Here is a 16,516-nt window from a genome sequence, read left to right on the forward strand (position 1 = left end):
CCGATTTGCTCTCCTGGCGCGTTAGACCGGCATCCGAAACGGAGTATGCGAGTAGTGGCAAAGATCCTTATCGTGGAAGATGAACCCCTCATTCGCTTCGTGCTGGCAGACCAACTGCTTGAGGAAGGTTATAGCGTCATCGAATGCGGGAACGTGCTTGAGGCGATCGCGGCACTTGGAGTGAACGATGACGTTGATGCGATCGTGACCGACGTGGAGATGCCTGGGGCACTCAACGGCCTGGATCTCGCGAGGCTCATCAAGGCGACAAAGCCGTTCATCCACGTCTTGGTGACGTCTGGTCGTGAAATCGATCTTACTGACCTGGATTGGGACGCGAGCTTCTTTCCCAAGCCTTACGATCTAAAGGCTATCGCCAACGAAATCGGGCGACGGGTCGGTTCCCACGCGTCGCGTTCTTTGCCGAAGCGGCCAAACGCTGCCAGATAGCGCGAGGATGTCGTGACCATCCTGAAGGTCATGCGGACGCGGAGTCTGGCTGCCCCCATACAATTGATGCCAGCGCCACAACAGAAGCGTTAGCGATGCTGGCGCGAACTCTCAAATCCCTGACCCGTCGAGCTCCTGTGCGTCGTCGCCTTCCCAGGGTGAGGGCATCGACGCACGATTGAGATTGGCCGAGGGCATCGGCATCCAGCACTTCATTTCCGGCTCGGCATATTCAATGATTCGGCCTGGCGAGGAATCAGAGGCACGCCAGCCTTCCGCACCGAACTGATCGCCATTCGACCAATAGGCGAGGTCGACTTCTGCCGGCCCCTGTTCGGACTGGCGGATCGTGACGAGGATCCGACTGCCGTCTTTCGGCGCGCTTGCCATGTGACGCCAGCGGTCTTGCTCGTCCATCGTTCTCTCTCTCCCACCTTGCTGCAGGTTGCAAGTGTCGTCCCGCCATCGAAAACGGTCAACTCATTCTTTGTGGAATCCGTCCTCTATCGGATCTGCTGGTTTACGATCTCCACTGTGACGAAGATGAACGGTTGCGGAGGGGCGGGGGTGCACCAGCATGCTTTCACCTTTCTCACAAAAAAAGCTTGCCAGAATCTCCGGCTCCTCCCAGCAATACCCCGGCGACGGGTGCACTTACTGTCCGTCGAACGGACTTTCCGCCGCAGGAAATTGGCGATTTGATCGATTCGATTGTCAAAAAACCATAATTTGCTTGACCTAGATCGCACATTGACTCTCGGCATTAAGAATTGGATCAACGCTGAATGCGCATAACCTATGTTTTCCTTGGTGCAGTTCTTGCAATCGTACAGCCTGCATATGCTGACGTCGCGTCCCCGCCTGTTTTGCACCCGCAAAAGCAACAGGCACAAGCCGCTCAGCTAAGTGCGCAATTCCTCACGCGGTTCAGCTATAAACCCATTCCTCTTGACGACGCCTTGTCGGCCAAGGTCCTGGATCGGTACATCAAGTCCCTCGATCCGGACCACATGCTCTTTCTGCAAGCGGATATCGACAAGTTCATGTCTGAACGGAACGAGATCGACGATTCCATCAAACGGGAGGACTTGAAGATCCCGTTTGCGATCTTCAACGTGTATGAGAAGCGCGTTGTCGACCGCATGAACTACGCGCGCACCTTGATTAAGCAGGACTTCGATTTCGGTGCGAAGGAAGATTTTTCCGTCCTGCGCGATAAGGAACCTTGGCCGCAGTCGGAAGCCGACAGCAACGAGCTTTGGCGCAAGCGCGTCAAAAGCGACTGGTTGCGGTTGAAACTAGGCGGTAAAGCCGACGCGGCTATTCGCGAGACGCTCGACAAACGGTACGCAAACACGCTCGAGCGCGCTTACAAGTACAAGAGCGACGACGTTTTCCAGTCGTTCATGGACGCCTATACGACCTCGGTCGACCCGCACACGGACTATTTCGGCGCGACCGCTTCCGCCGACTTCGATATCGCGATGAAGCTTTCGCTGGTTGGCATCGGTGCGGTGCTACAGGAACGCGACGACTACACGACAATCCGTGAACTCGTGCCTGGGGGGCCGGCGCAGCTATCCGGTAAGCTCTCGGTTGGAGACCGCATCACCGGTGTCGGTCAAGGCAAGGACGGGGCGATAAAGGACGTGATGGGTACACGCCTTGATGAAGTCGTGCAATTGATACGAGGCAAGAAAGGCTCCGTCGTGCGCTTGGACGTCCTGCCGGCGGATGCCGGAGCAGATGCCACCCATCGCACTATCAGCCTGGTGCGCGACAAAATCAGCCTCGAGAAGCAGGCTGCCAGCAAGACCGTGCTGCCCGTGAAAGTGGGCGACGCCACGCGTAAAGTCGGGGTGATCACCCTACCGGCATTCTATGAGGATTTTGAAGCCAAGCGCAAAGGCGACAAGGACTATAAGAGCGCAACCCGCGACGTCGCAAAGCTTCTCGGCGAACTGGAGCAAGAAAAGGTCGACAGCGTTCTTATTGACCTGCGCAACAATGGCGGCGGCTCACTAGACGAAGCGGTCGATTTGACCGGTCTGTTCATCGGCAAGGGTCCGGTCGTTCAACAACGCGGCAGCGACGGCAAGGTCGCGGTGAGACGCGCTGATTTTAAGGCGCCAATCTGGACAGGCCCCGTGGGCGTCCTGATCAATCGCGGATCAGCATCGGCGTCGGAGATCTTTGCCGCGGCGATCCAGGATTACGGTCGAGGCGTGATCGTCGGCGAACCAAGCTTCGGTAAAGGTACCGTTCAAACCGTCGTCGATCTTGATGACATGGTTCGCAACAGCAAACCGGAATTCGGCGAGCTGAAAGTGACGATTGCCCAGTTTTTCCGGATCAACGGCGGTACGACGCAGCTGCGGGGCGTGACGCCTGATATCAGCTTGCCGGGGTTCTCGGATCCGACAAGCTTCGGCGAGACCAGTTATGATAACGCCCTGCCCTGGGCGCAAATCAAGCCTGCGAACTATACGCCCGCAAACGTTGTAGCGGCATCGCTGCCGACGTTGCAAAGCCGCCATGATGCACGGGTCGAGAGCGACCCGGACTTCCAACGACTGTTGAAAGACATTGCTGACCTGAAGGCGCAGCGCGAGAAAGGGGTTATCTCCCTGAATGAAGCCGAACGTCGCAAGGAAGCGGCTGCTCGCGAGGAGCGGCTCAAGTCTCAAGCGCAAGCAAGCGATAGCGAAGATTCTGGTTCAGATGATGGACTGCAGTCAAACGAGCGCAGCCTGAGCGCTGATATTGCCATGGAAAATGCCCGCAAGAACGCAAAAGACGTCTTGCTGAACGAGACCGCCGCCATTCTTGCCGATGAGGCGGACTTACAAGGGAAGGCAAAGACTGCGGCAAAACCATCGGGAAGCACCGACGGAAAATAGCTCTATCCGATGGCGTGGCAGGCGGGAAACCGAACCGAGTTCGGCAAGCGAGTTCTCGTGACTGCCTGCGGCCCCATCGGATACACTTGCGGCTGCCCGCGCTCGTAGCTCGCCGAACGGTAGGCGAAGCCGATTTTATCTTGAGCTGCATTGCTCTAAGCTGTCGGCTGAGCACTCCGTTGGGTTAGTGTATCATGGTCGGCCAGCTAACCATCAAGGTATTGGGCGAACTTAACGTCACGCAGCAGGGACAGCTTTTGCCTCTGCCGCAGTCAAAGAAAACCCGTGCCCTTCTTGCCTATTTGGCTGTCGTCGGAAGAGCCCAACGTCGCGAGCATCTTTGCAAGATGTTCTGGGAAGTTCCGGACGACCCTCGGGCTTCCTTAAGGTGGAGCCTTCACAAGCTGAGGCCAATCGTGAATACGGAAGGTCATGTGCGTCTGCATGCGGACCACAATTCCGTTCTCCTCAGCCCCCAGACGGTCGAGGTGGACTTCAAAGGCATGGCTTCTCTGAGGCCCGCGGACCTCGACCTCTTGGACATGGAGAGATTGGAGTCGCTTGCCGCGACATTTCGTGGTGAATTTCTCGATGGCCTATGCCTCCCGCACTGCCCAAACTTTGAAGCGTGGCGGCTATGTCACCGGGATATTGCGCTTCGGGTGCACATGGAGATTCTGCGCGCCCTTGTTCGACGCCTGCAAGACCGACCTGAGCGAGTAAACGTCTATTCCCTGGTGCTCGATCGCCTTACCAACGAGATTGCCGCCGTCGATCGCCCCGAACAGTGGCCGGAGCCTTCAGTCTCCGGCGCGAGCAACGGGTCTCGCGATGTCCCACTCCGGTCACTTCCACCTTCACAGCCTGGATCAGCTTTCATCTCGCGGAACTTTGAAACGGATGTCCCGTGGCCAGCAGTGACGCCCAGCAAAAGGTCGCAGGAAATTCGCTTCTGCAAAACCGCGGATCGGGTAACAATCGCTTACGCGGTGTGTGGGCGGGGATCACCGATCGTAAGAGCCGCACATTGGATGTCGCATCTCCAGTATGATTGGGAAAGTCCGGTGTGGACGCATTGGATCGACGCCCTGTCGGAGAAGACGAAGCTGATACGCTACGACGAGCGCGGCACCGGACTCTCGGACTGGATTGCCGAGGATATCTCGTTTGCGGCGATGATTGCGGACCTGGAGAGCGTGGTCGACGCGGCGGGCCTCGATCGGTTCACGCTGCTGGGCGTATCGCAAAGCTGTGCCGTCTCCGTTGCCTACGCTGTCCGACACCCCGAACGGGTTTCGGGGCTCATCCTGTACGGAGGATTTGTAAAAGGCTGGCCAAAGCGAAGCGACAGCCATGAGGTGGCCACGCATGAGGCAATGACCGCTTTGATCAGGGAAGGATGGGGTCAGAACAATCCGGTTTTTCGACATCTGTTCACTGCAATGTTCATTCCAGGGGCGGACGAGGTGCAGATGGATTGGTTTGACGAATTGCAGCGCATTTCTGTCTTGCCCAGCAACGCAGGTCGCCTGCACGAGGCGTTCGGAGAGATCGACGTTTCGGATGTCCTGTCGCAGGTGACGATTCCGACGCTGGTCTTGCACGCAAGAAAAGACATGGTCGTTCCCTTTCAGTGCGGAAGGGAGTTTGCGACCGGCATCCCCGGGGCTCGATTTGTCGATCTCGATAGCGCCAACCACATTCTCCTCGCCAACGAACCCGCCTTTGAGCGGTTTGTTCGTGAAGTAACGCGCTTCGTCGCCGAAACAGCGTAGCCTTGTGACTGGCGCCTTGGCGCGCCCGACGGTCTTGGAGACGCTATCAACCGAGTTTGGCTCCCGCCTCTCGTTCAAGCGCGATCGCACCCGAGGGGCGCATTTTCAACGATCCGCCCGGCATTTTCAACGATTCCTCCCACACTCCTTCTCACGCCGGCAGAATAAAGTGCTTCCTACAGTTCTCGACGCTGACGAGGAGGCACGACGATGAAGGTTCACACTGTAACCGGCGGCGCAGGATTGCGACTGCATGTTCGCGAGTGGGGAAAAGAGGACGCTCCTTCGATCCTCTTCATCCACGGGTGGTCGCAGAACCATCTCTGCTGGAAGAACCAGTATGAGAGCATGCTTGCAGAGGATTTTCGCCTCGTAGCCCTGGACCTGCGCGGTCACGGCATGTCGGAGGCCCCGCTCGAAGCGGAGTATTATACTGAGCCGCAGCTTTGGGCCGACGATATCGCCGCTGTCGTAGATCAACTCAACCTCGGCAGTCCCGTTCTTGTGGGTTGGTCCTACGCCGGCTTCATTATTTGCGACTACCTCCGCACCCATGGAACGGCGAAGGTTTCGGGCATCAACTTTGTAGGCGCGGCGACCACGCTAAATAAGGCCGCATTTGGCACCTTGATTGGCCCGGGCTTCCTTGACCACGTCATTGGTGCCACGAGCGAGGACCTGCCTGGCAACATCGAAGCGATCCGCAATTTCGTCCGCGGATGTACTTACTCGCAATTGCCTTCCGAAGTATTCGAAACGGCGATCTGCTGGAACATGGCCGTGCCAGCGAAAATCCGGGCTGCGCTGCTGGCCCGCGAGATCGATTCTGACGATGTACTGACCGCTCTTGCGGTGCCCGTCCTTGTCACGCACGGCCAAGAGGACACGGTGATCCTGCCGGCGATGGGGCGGCACCTTCTAGCGTTATGTCCTGAAGCCACGGCATCGTGGTATGCGGCAACGGGGCACGCACCTTTTTTGGAGAACCCTACCAGGTTCAACGATGAGCTATGTCGTTTTGCAGATGACGCAAAGGTGTCCCGGAAAGGTATCTCTTCGAGGCTGGAAGGGAGCACATTGGCTGGAACAAGTCCCGCTTACAATCGCACTTGACCGCGCGGACGAGTTTCAGTTCCTCCAACGGCGAAGGATACGGCACCAGTACACACACAGCTGGCTTCGAATGTCGGATAACTGGCGCGCCCTCTCGGCCATCCGACCTCACACGCCGCCTTCACCGTGCCGCCACTGACCGGTCTCGAAGCTTCCCGTTATGGATTCGACCGCCGTTTTTCGAAGAAGGCGGTTATGCCCGCCTGCGCCTCTGTGGTCTCCCAGCTATCTGCAAGCTGGGAAATCACGCTCTCGATGATCTTTTCCGTGATGGGCGGCGCAAGAGACCGCGCAAGGGCCTTGGCGCGTGTCGCTGCCTCCGGTGAGGCCGCGATGAATTCCGCGATCTCGAGGTCGACAGCACGGTCGAGGTTCGCAGCGGGAACAACAGAGGCGACGAGACCGATGGATTTGGCATGGGCAGCATCGAAGGTTCGACCGGAGACGAAGAGGGATCGTGCCGCAGGGCTGCCGATCCGCGCTACGACGTAAGGGCTGATCGTTGCCGGTATCAACCCAAGCCGAACTTCCGTCAGGCCGAAGCGCGCCGCCTCCGAGGCAATCACTGTATCGCAGACGCTGATCAGCCCGATACCGCCGCCAAAGGCGCTCCCGTGGACGCAGCCAATGAGCGGCTTCGGAAGCTCGTTCAGGGCCTTGAACATCATCGCCAGCCGCCGCGCTTCGGCGATTCTCTCCGCCCGGCTCGCCTTGAACTGGGCTCTCATCCACTCCAGGTCACCGCCGGCACAGAAGCTCTTGCCCGCTCCAGCAAGCACGACGACTCGCACCCGTCCATCCGACCCGAGCGCGCTTGCGGCCTCCGTCAACTCGTCGATCATTTCGGCGGACATGGCATTGTGCTTGTCCTCACGGGTGAGCGTAAGCCGCGCAACGCCGCGTTCGTCGATCGAAATCATCAGCGTTTTCGGCATTATGCCTCGCTCCTTAGGCTCTGGGCAAAATCGGCGGCCTCTTCCAGCTTCTCGGGCGCGAGCCCGGTCCGATAGCCCTTGCGGGTAAGGAACTCAGCGACAGCCAAAGTATCGACATTGCCCTTTGCGCCCGGAGCATAGGGGCAACCGCCCAATCCGCCGACCGACGCGTCGAAAACCCGCAGCCCGTGCTTCAAGGAAACCCCGATATTGTCCAAGGCCCAGCCGTCGGTGTCGTGGAAATGACCCGCAAGCATTGTCGCCGGCGCACAGGAGAGGACCGTTACCAGCATCTGATCGACCTCTTCCGGTCGTCCCTTGCCGATCGTGTCGCCGAGACTGATCTCGTAGCAGCCCAATGCATGCAGGCTCTCGACGACGCGCGCCGTCGCATCCGGCGAAATGGCCCCCTCATAGGGACATTCGACCACGCAGCTGACATAGCCACGCATTGGAACGCCACGTGCACGGCTTGCTTCGGCAACCGGCTTGAAGCGTTCGATACTCTCGGCGATGGAACAGTTGATATTCTGTTGCGAGAAGCTCTCCGAGGCGGACGCAAAGATCGCGACTTCGTCCGCGCCCGCGGCCATTGCAGCCTCAAACCCCCTCATATTCGGGGTCAAAACGCCATAGCGGACCCCCGGCCTGCGCTTGATGCCGGCCATCACTTCGGCGGCGTCAGCAAGTTGCGGCACCCACTTCGGGCTGACAAAGCTCGTCGCCTCGATCCGCTCGAAACCACATTCCGAGATCATGTCGATGAGGGCGATCTTCGTCGCCGTCGGGATCAGGTTCTTCTCGTTCTGGAGGCCATCGCGCGGTGCCACCTCGACGATCGAGACGTCCCGGGGCAGCAATGACGATTCTCCGGGCTGCATCACGTCTCCTCTACCCGCAGCGTCAGAAGTACGGCGCCTTCGTCGACTTGCTGCCCTTCGCTCACCTCGACGGCTTCCACCGTCCCATCGCGGGCTGCGACAAGCGTCAGCTCCATCTTCATGGCTTCCATGACGACAAGCGCATCACCCTTGGCGACCTCCGCCCCCGAACTCGTCCGCACGATCTTCACAAAGCCCGGCATCGGCGCGATCAGTCTGTTGCCATCAGCAACATCCGTGGCACTGAAATCGAGCGGGTTACCGAGATGGAATACATGCGTTCGGTGGTCGACGCTGACGACCAGGTGATGCGCCGCCATACTGGCCTTGACCTGCACCTGCCGGGCATCGACCTCCACCCGGCAACCATCGTCCTGCCGGCTGACGATCTTCACGGGAATGACCCGCCGTCCATCATGCACGGCGAAGAAATCGAAACCCTTGGCCGCAATCCGTAGCGTTGAATGCCCTCCTTCATAGGTCAGAACGACGATGCGCTGCATCTCGCTCCAAAGCTGCCAATGTCCCAGCGTCAGCCAGGGATCGCCATCCGATGATCGCGCAAGCGTACCCAGTGACAACACGCCAGCAAGCGCGATCACCGTGTCCGCAGGCGGCTCGAGCGCGGTCAGAGATTGAAGATTGCGATCGATCAGCCCGGTATCCGGATGGCCAGCGACAAATTCGTCCTGCTCGCTCAATCTGGCGAGGAAGTCGAGATTGGTGGTGACACCGACGACATGCGAGCTCTGCAAGGCCCTGGTCAGTCGCAACAGGGCGACACTCCGGCTGGGCCCGTGTACGACCATCTTGGCGATCAGGGGATCGTAGTGAGCCGAGACGGTATCGCCCGGACGGATCCCGGCATCGATCCGCGCCGTAACCTCCGGAAAATCCAGATGCCTGATCGTCCCCGTCGCGGGCAGGAAGCCTTTGGCCGCATCCTCCGCGTAGATCCGGGCCTCGAAGGCCCAGCCATAGATCTCAAGCTCCGACTGCTTCTTCGGCAGCGGCTCGCCGAACGCCACACGCAATTGCCACTCGACGAGATCGACCCCGGCAATCGCTTCGGTAACGGCATGCTCGACCTGAAGACGGGTATTCATCTCCATGAAATAGAAACGATCCGGCCAGAGGCCGTTCGAGACATCCGCGATGAACTCGACGGTGCCGGCACCACGATAGGAAATGGCACGCGCCGCGCGTACCGCGGCTTCACCCATGGCACGACGCATCTCCGGCGTCATTCCCGGCKCCGGCGCTTCTTCGATCACCTTCTGATGGCGGCGCTGGAGCGAACAATCACGTTCGAAAAGATGCACAACATTGCCGTGCCGATCGCCGAAGATCTGAACCTCGATATGGCGCGGGCGAATGAGGTAGCGCTCGATCAGAACGGCATCGTCGCCGAATGCGGCCTTCGCCTCTCGCCGCGCAGCAGCAAGTGCTTCGGGAAAATCCTCCTCGCTGTCGACGCGGCGCATGCCCTTGCCGCCGCCACCCGCGCGTGCCTTGATCAGCACGGGGTACCCGATCAGGGTCGCCTGATCGGCGAGAAACCCGTCGTCTTGTTCCTCGCCATGGTAGCCGGGAACGACCGGCACGCCCGACTGATCCATCAACGCCTTTGCGGCATCCTTCAATCCCATGGCACGAATGGACGACGGCTGCGGCCCAATGAAGACAATGCCTGCCGCCTCTACGGCTGCGGCGAAGTCTGCATTCTCCGAGAGAAACCCGTAACCAGGATGAATGGCTTCGGCGCCAGTTCGCTGCGCCGCAGAAAGGATCCGCTCGATCGAGAGGTAACTCTCCTGCGCGCTCGCGGGCCCCAGCCGAACCGCTTCGTCGGCCATCTCGACGTGCAGCGCCCCAACATCGGCATCCGAATAGACCGCCACCGTGGCGATCCCCATGCGCCTGGCGGTTCGGATCAACCGGCAAGCAATCTCGCCACGGTTTGCGATGAGAATTTTCTGGAACATCGCTACCTCACATCCGGAACAGGCCGAAGCGCGTCTCTTCAATCGGTGCATTCAGCGCCGCAGACAGCGAGAGACCGAGCACGTCGCGGCTCTTGGCCGGGTCGATCACCCCATCGTCCCATAGCCGCGCCGACGCGTAGAGCGGATGGCTTTGCCGTTCGAAAAGATCGAGCACCGGCTGCTTGAAACTGGTCTCCTCCTCCGGTGTCCATGGCGTGCCGGCACGGGAGAGCGCCTCGCCCCGCACAGTCGCAAGCACGCCGGCCGCCTGCTCTCCGCCCATGACCGAGATGCGGCTGTTCGGCCATGTCCAGAGAAAGCGCGGCGAGAAGGCGCGACCGGCCATCCCATAGTTGCCCGCACCGAAGGAACCGCCAACCAGCATCGTCACCTTTGGCACCCCGGTCGTTGCGACCGCGGTAACGAGCTTCGCACCATTCTTCGCGATGCCTTCGGTTTCGTATTTGCGGCCAACCATGAAGCCGGTGATGTTCTGCAGGAAGACGAGCGGTATCCTGCGCTGCGAGCAGAGCTCCACGAAATGGGCGCCCTTCAGGGCCGACTCGGAGAACAGCACGCCGTTGTTGGCGACAATGCCCACCGGGATACCATGGACATGTGCAAAGCCGCAGACCAGCGTCGTCCCGTAGCGCGCCTTGAATTCATCCAAACGCGAGCCGTCGACGATACGGGCGATAACTTCGCGCACGTCGTAGGGCACGCGCAGGTCGGCCGGGACGATCCCTGCGATTTCCGAGGGATCGAACAGTGGTGCCTCAACCGCCTGGCGCTCGACGCCACCCGCCTTGGATCGATTGAGATTGGCGACGGCGCGCCTCGCCAATGCCAGGGCATGCGCGTCATCTCGCGCAAGATGGTCTGCGACACCGGAGAGCCTTGTGTGCACATCGCCACCGCCAAGGTCCTCGGCCGAAACGACTTCGCCGGTTGCGGCCTTCACCAGCGGCGGACCGGCGAGAAAGATCGTCCCCTGCCCCTCGACGATGATTGCCTCGTCGGACATGGCAGGCACGTAGGCACCACCTGCCGTACACGAGCCCATGACGACGGCGATCTGTGGAATTCCTGCCGCCGACATATTGGCCTGATTGTAGAATATCCGGCCGAAATGATCGCGATCCGGAAAGACCTCGTCCTGATTCGGCAAGTTCGCGCCGCCCGAATCCACCAAGTAAATGCAGGGCAGATTGTTCTGGGCCGCGACTTCCTGCGCGCGCAGGTGCTTCTTTACCGTCATCGGAAAGTAGGTGCCGCCTTTGACGGTCGCGTCGTTGCAGACGATCATGCAATCGCGCCCTGAAACGCGGCCGATGCCGGTTATCAGCCCAGCACCCGGCGCCTCATTGCCGTACATGCCGTGGGCTGCGGTCAATCCGATTTCGAGAAGAGGCGTAGCCGGATCGAGCAGGGCGGCGATCCGATCCCGTGGTAGCATCTTGCCGCGGGCAACATGACGCTCGCGCGCTGCAAGTCCGCCCCCATTCGCCGCACTCAAGGCTGCGTCCTCGATGGCACGGATAGCTTCGGCCATCGCCGCGCGATTTGTCCTGAAGTTCTCCGAATTCGTCGAAATCTGCGACTTCAAAACCGTCATTGGTCACCAGGATGGTTGTCGGATGAAACGTTCGGATCAGGCCGTTTCGGAAAAGAGCTCGCGGCCAATCAGCATGCGTCTGATCTCAGAGGTTCCGGCACCGATCTCGTAGAGCTTGGCGTCGCGCAGCAACCGGCCGGCGGGATAATCGTTCGTGTAGCCATTCCCCCCGAGCGCCTGGATTGTCTCAAGCGCCAACAGCGTCGCCTTCTCGGCGGCATAAAGAATGCAGCCGGCAGCATCCTTGCGCGTCGTCTCGCCGCGATCGCAGGCCGCCGCAACTGCGTAGACATAGGCGCGCGCCGTGTTCATGGTTACGTACATATCGGCGAGTTTTCCCTGCATCAGCTGGAATTCGCCGATCGCCTGGCCGAACTGCTTTCTTTCGTGAAGATAGGGCACGACGACATCCATGCAGGCGGCCATGATGCCGATCGGTCCAGCGGAGAGGACGACACGTTCATAGTCGAGCCCCGACATCAGAACGCGCGCACCACCGCCGAGTGTGCCCAGCACATTTGCCGCGGGAACCTCGCAGTCCTCGAAGATCAATTCGCAGGTGTTGGAGCCGCGCATGCCAAGCTTGTCGAGCTTCGGGCCAGTTGAAAAGCCCTTGAAGCCTTTCTCGACGAGGAAAGCCGTGATGCCACGCGGACCCGCATCAGGGTCTGTCTTCGCGTAAACCACCAGCACATCGGCATCCGGGCCGTTGGTGATCCACATCTTGTTGCCGTTGAGGAGGTAGCTGTCGCCTCGCTTCTTCGCCCGAAGCTTCATCGAAACGACGTCGGATCCGGCGCCCGGCTCGGACATGGCGAGTGCGCCAATATGTTCGCCGGAGATGAGCTTCGGCAAATAACGCGACTTCTGCTCGTCCGTTCCATTGCGGCTGATCTGATTGACGCAAAGGTTGGAATGGGCGCCGTAGCTGAGGCCGACGGAGGCGGAAGCGCGGCTGATTTCCTCCATCGCGACGCAATGGGCCAAGTATCCCAAGCCGGCGCCGCCATAGGCCTCCTCGGCCGTGATCCCGAGCAGTCCCATCTCACCCATCTCGCGCCAGAGTGGCGTTGGAAAACTGTTGCTGCTGTCCGTCTCGGCAGCGAGCGGTGCAATGCGCTCCGTCGCGAAACGTCGAACGCTGTCGCGGAGCGCCTCGATCTCGTCCGCCAGACCAAATCTCAAACCACCAGAATACATGCCTTCCCTCCCAAGTCCGGCGCGCGACTACAACAGCGTCCGGTATGCGTGTGTCGTCATTCTCCCGTCATTGTTCTTCACGCGCGTATCTTGTCGGCAGCTCCTCCACTGCCGGTCGGCCTGATAAATCTCGTTGAAGAACGCGAAAATGGCAAGCATTTCCGGTCGGCCAGACGTTTCTGACCGCCAGTTTGCCCCAGCGACTATTCGATCGATCTTCGGCCGGCATCCGCCCTTCCTCCCGAGATAGGCGACGCACGGGATCTTTAGAGATCCGCGTGAGAATAAAGGGATGCTAGCACCGGGCGCGCGGAATTTCTGAACCAAGACGGTTCATCCTGCGCAAACTATGGAAAGAATTCGCCGCTGGGACGACGCGTTCAACCGCTGAGGGCCGTCCGACAAAATCGACGGCCCAAGTGGCGATATGAGCCACCTATGACGCTAGCGCTTTATGGCGCGGCCACTGCGGCTTTCGGCGATTGCCCGCACTTGATGACGGCGAACCAGCTCGGCCTGTACCTCGGCCTGAAACGTCATGACATGTTCGCGGACCTTAGCTTCGGAGCAGCCAAGCGACGTCAGCTCATCAGCCAGTCGGCGGCATTCTGTCTTCCAGAAGCGTACTGCATCCTCGCCGTGGCGACGGTCCAGTTCGGTCGCGCACCGTTCAATGTCTCCGGCGCGTGAAGCGACCGGGAAAAGTACGATCTCGCTTGTCGTCATTGCTTGCAGATTCTTGTTTGACTGTACTGACATCGACTCATTCCGTTGCGTCCGACTCATTCCTAGCTGACCATGGTTAACGATTTCCTCTTCGCCCCCACAAACGCGGCGTTCAATTCATCGCGGCGGTCAAAGCGGGCATCGACACGGTCTCCGCCACAAGCAGGACTTCCGAACCATCGGAAATGCCGCTAGGCTTCTGCAGGCTGCTTTATTGATGCAGCGAGGGGGCTGAAATCAGTGAGACGTGTAGTTGCGAAGCCTGTTGCGGCGGCAATCGTGGTGTTCGCGCGCGCCATTACCGCGGTTCGCGCTATCTGGCCGAATGACGGCATTCCCCAGGGCCAGTGTGTTTACTTCGCCAATCACTCCAGCCATGGCGATTTCATCCTGGTCTGGGCCGTCCTTCCGCCGAGCTTGAGACGGAAGACACGCCCCGTCGCTGGCGCGGAATATTGGCTGAAGTCATCGATCAACCGCTTCATCGGCTGCAACGTCTTCGACGCAGTTCTTATCGAGCGGGACCGCGACAAGCGCACACGCGATCCGATTGAAGTCATGGCCGAAGTGGTCGATTCCGGAGCGTCGCTGATCCTCTTTCCCGAAGGAACGCGCAACCAGACAGATGCGCCGCTGCTGCCGTTCAAGAGCGGACTGTTCCATCTCGCCTCGACCCGGCCGGACATTCAGCTTGTGCCGGTCTGGATCAACAATCTCAATCGGGTCATGCCAAAAGGCGAGATCGTCCCGATCCCCTTCATCTGCACCGTGACCTTCGGCAACGCCATTCGGATCGAAGCCGGCGAGACCAAGGAAACCTTCCTCGACAGGGCGCGGACGGCGCTGCTTGATCTGTCACCAAAACACCTGGGCGGTAAAGAATGAACGCAGCGAACGCCGACTTGTGGACACTCGTCCTTGGCATCTTCACGCTCCTGATCGTTTCGTCGACCATCGGCTACCTGCTGCAGCGGCGACTGCCGGCCGGCCAGTCGAATGCCGCGATCGAGAACCTGAACGCACGCATCAAGGCGTGGTGGATCATGGCCATCCTGATCGGCCTTGCCTTTCTTGCCGGTCGGATCGGCGTGCTGCTGCTGTTTGGCTTCTGCTCTTTCGCGGCACTACGCGAGTTCATTACGCTGACCGACACCAAACGCGCCGATCACTGGGCGCTCGCAGCCGCCTTCTTCGTCGTCCTGCCGCTGCAGTATTGGCTGTTGTGGGAGAGGCAATACGGCATCTTCTCGATCTTCATTCCGGTCTACGCGTTCCTCTTGATGCCGATCATCTCCGTACTGCGCGGCGATACCGAGCGTTTTCTGATACGCATTGCCGAAGTCCAATGGGCGCTGATGATTTGCGTATTCTGCGCCTCCCACGTTCCGGCGCTGCTGACGCTGACGATCCCCGGCTACGAAGGCCGCAACGTTCTGCTGATCGCTTTCCTGGTGATCATCGTGCAGCTCAGCGACGTGCTCCAATATGTCTGGGGCAAGCTGTTCGGTCGAACAAAAATCGCACCAAGCCTGTCGCCTTCAAAGACCGTGGAGGGCTTTGTCGGGGGCGTCTTGAGCGCGACGTTGATCGGTGCCGCCCTATGGTGGATCACACCTTTCACGCCGCTCCAGGCCGGGGTCATGGCTTTCGTTATCACCATGATGGGCTTTTTCGGCGGCCTCGTCATGTCGGCGATCAAGCGAGATCGCGGCGTCAAGGACTGGGGTCACCTGATCGAAGGGCACGGCGGACTGATTGACCGGCTCGATTCCGTCGTCTTTTCCGCGCCGATCTTCTTTCACATTGTCCGCTACTGGTGGTCGATCACATGATGACGCCGGTCCGTCGGCTGGCCCAGAGCAGTGCGATACATGTGCTTTTCGCATTTGTCGCCATGGGCGGCTGGGCGGTCTTCGCCAACAGCAGCCATCCGCCGCAGCGAGCCCTATTTGCCGGCCTTGTGCAGGGCGCACTCTCGGCCGGCCTCACCTTCTTTCTCAAGACGGTTATCGAGCGGCTCGCAAAACAGTTCAAAGGGCGCGCCGGTCTCTGGGCACCGCCGCTGATCGCATGTCTGGCATCGACTGCCGTGCTGATCTCGATCCATGCGTTGAGCGGCACCCCGGAAATCCTGAAAACCATAGCGGTGCCGCTAACCGTCTCGACGACCTACGCGGCAGTCTACAATTACTTTGTCTACCAAGAGAGGATCGTGGCATGACGGAAACGGGCGATCGCCGGCCGCTGGCAAGCAGAGACACGCAATGGGCAAAGCGCATTGCGAAATGGCTGGCGACACGGTCGGTCACGCCGAACCAAATCTCTCAGGCAAGCATGGTCGCCGCGGCATTGGCCGGCGGCGCGTTCTTCCTTGCGGGACGGGATGACGGGTGGACAAGACCGCTCCTCCTCGTTCTCGCGGCCGCGTTCTGCCAATTGCGGCTGTTGTGCAATCTCTTCGACGGTATGGTTGCCGTTGAGGGCGGCAAGGGCGCGGCGGACGGCCCCTTCTGGAACGAATTCCCCGACCGCGTCGCCGACATCCTGATCCTGGCCGGTGTTGGGTATGGCATCGGATCGCCCGGCCTTGGCTGGGCGGCGGCATCTTTTGCCGTATTGACGGCCTATGTTCGCGAGCTCGGTCGAGCAACCGGGACGCCGAGCGACTTCTCCGGCCCGATGGCAAAACAACACCGAATGGCGACAATCACGGCTGCGACAATCCTCTCGATCCTCGAGCCGTTTTGGAGCGGGCACAATCAGGTTCTACTCGCTGCCCTCTGGCTGATTACGATCGGTGCTGCCTTCACGGCGCTGCGACGGGGCAGAAACGTCGTTCGGAATCTGAAAGGTGGCCACGCGGGCAATTGACGCCCTTCACTCAATCCTCGTCAGGCGTACCGAAAAGCTCGAAAGTGCGCTTTGCAGTCGAGCGC

15 protein-coding genes are annotated in these 16,516 nt (G+C 59.9%); 8 read left to right on the plus strand and 7 right to left on the minus strand.

The features are described from left to right. Positions 1-45: 45 nt before the first annotated feature. Complete coding sequence (locus AC1DE4_RS10160) at positions 46-450, plus strand: response regulator (RefSeq protein WP_037214600.1); 405 nt, start codon at positions 46-48, stop codon at positions 448-450. A gap of 111 nt (positions 451-561) precedes the next feature. Here the strand turns inward: AC1DE4_RS10160 and AC1DE4_RS10165 are convergent, their stop codons facing one another. Then, complete coding sequence (locus AC1DE4_RS10165; protein WP_018855961.1) at positions 562-867, minus strand: hypothetical protein; 306 nt, start codon at positions 865-867, stop codon at positions 562-564. A gap of 368 nt (positions 868-1,235) precedes the next feature. Here AC1DE4_RS10165 and AC1DE4_RS10170 point away from each other — a divergent pair, with 368 nt between their 5' ends. The 3 genes from AC1DE4_RS10170 to AC1DE4_RS10180 all read left to right on the plus strand — a co-directional run bounded on the left by AC1DE4_RS10170 (position 1,236) and on the right by AC1DE4_RS10180 (position 6,238). Then, positions 1,236-3,350 carry a carboxy terminal-processing peptidase gene (locus AC1DE4_RS10170; RefSeq protein WP_025657995.1) on the plus strand — a complete coding sequence of 705 codons (2,115 nt, stop codon included), beginning with the start codon at positions 1,236-1,238 and terminating at the stop codon, positions 3,348-3,350. Between the two features lie 1,064 nt (positions 3,351-4,414). Beyond that, positions 4,415-5,125 (plus strand): alpha/beta fold hydrolase, encoded by a 711-nt coding sequence (locus AC1DE4_RS10175; RefSeq protein WP_477881234.1) that lies wholly within the window; start codon positions 4,415-4,417, stop codon positions 5,123-5,125. A gap of 243 nt (positions 5,126-5,368) precedes the next feature. After that, positions 5,369-6,238, plus strand: a complete 870-nt coding sequence (locus AC1DE4_RS10180; protein WP_245271615.1) for an alpha/beta fold hydrolase — start codon at positions 5,369-5,371, stop codon at positions 6,236-6,238. A gap of 158 nt (positions 6,239-6,396) precedes the next feature. On the opposite strand, the gene AC1DE4_RS10185 is transcribed toward AC1DE4_RS10180, so the two are convergent. From AC1DE4_RS10185 to AC1DE4_RS10210, 6 genes are all read right to left on the minus strand, one after another. Then, entirely contained in the window at positions 6,397-7,173 is a 777-nt protein-coding gene (locus tag AC1DE4_RS10185; protein WP_025657992.1) for a crotonase/enoyl-CoA hydratase family protein, read from the minus strand. Then, on the minus strand, positions 7,173-8,054 hold the full coding sequence (locus tag AC1DE4_RS10190) for a hydroxymethylglutaryl-CoA lyase (RefSeq protein WP_477881237.1): 882 nt from the start codon (positions 8,052-8,054) through the stop codon (positions 7,173-7,175). The genes AC1DE4_RS10185 and AC1DE4_RS10190 overlap by 1 nt, the downstream gene beginning before the upstream one ends. After that, positions 8,054-10,039, minus strand: coding sequence for an acetyl/propionyl/methylcrotonyl-CoA carboxylase subunit alpha (locus tag AC1DE4_RS10195; protein ID WP_477881239.1), 1,986 nt, complete (start codon positions 10,037-10,039; stop codon positions 8,054-8,056). The genes AC1DE4_RS10190 and AC1DE4_RS10195 overlap by 1 nt, the downstream gene beginning before the upstream one ends. Before the next feature lie 7 nt (positions 10,040-10,046). Then, a complete protein-coding gene (locus AC1DE4_RS10200; RefSeq protein WP_025657989.1) occupies positions 10,047-11,654 on the minus strand; it encodes a carboxyl transferase domain-containing protein in 1,608 nt (535 codons plus the stop codon). 36 nt (positions 11,655-11,690) lie between these two features. Beyond that, positions 11,691-12,854, minus strand: a complete 1,164-nt coding sequence (locus AC1DE4_RS10205; RefSeq protein ID WP_477881241.1) for an isovaleryl-CoA dehydrogenase — start codon at positions 12,852-12,854, stop codon at positions 11,691-11,693. A 444-nt stretch (positions 12,855-13,298) separates the two neighbouring features. Further along, entirely contained in the window at positions 13,299-13,640 is a 342-nt protein-coding gene (locus AC1DE4_RS10210) for a DUF6074 family protein (protein ID WP_477881243.1), read from the minus strand. 180 nt (positions 13,641-13,820) lie between these two features. Here AC1DE4_RS10210 and AC1DE4_RS10215 point away from each other — a divergent pair, with 180 nt between their 5' ends. The 4 genes from AC1DE4_RS10215 to AC1DE4_RS10230 are packed head-to-tail and all read left to right on the plus strand — an operon-like array spanning position 13,821 to position 16,451. Beyond that, the gene (locus AC1DE4_RS10215; protein ID WP_025657986.1) at positions 13,821-14,465 is read left to right on the plus strand and encodes a lysophospholipid acyltransferase family protein; all 645 of its coding nucleotides are present in this window, start codon (positions 13,821-13,823) and stop codon (positions 14,463-14,465) included. Beyond that, on the plus strand, positions 14,462-15,412 hold the full coding sequence (locus tag AC1DE4_RS10220; RefSeq protein WP_018855973.1) for a phosphatidate cytidylyltransferase: 951 nt from the start codon (positions 14,462-14,464) through the stop codon (positions 15,410-15,412). The genes AC1DE4_RS10215 and AC1DE4_RS10220 overlap by 4 nt, the downstream gene beginning before the upstream one ends. Continuing rightward, positions 15,409-15,801: a hypothetical protein gene (locus tag AC1DE4_RS10225; RefSeq protein WP_025657985.1), complete on the plus strand. Its 393-nt coding sequence runs from the start codon at positions 15,409-15,411 to the stop codon at positions 15,799-15,801. Before AC1DE4_RS10220 ends, AC1DE4_RS10225 begins: the two co-directional genes overlap by 4 nt. After that, positions 15,798-16,451 (plus strand): CDP-alcohol phosphatidyltransferase family protein, encoded by a 654-nt coding sequence (locus tag AC1DE4_RS10230; protein WP_025657984.1) that lies wholly within the window; start codon positions 15,798-15,800, stop codon positions 16,449-16,451. The genes AC1DE4_RS10225 and AC1DE4_RS10230 overlap by 4 nt, the downstream gene beginning before the upstream one ends. Positions 16,452-16,516: the final 65 nt, after the last annotated feature.

This window comes from Rhizobium sp. 10N414, assembly GCF_056394785.1.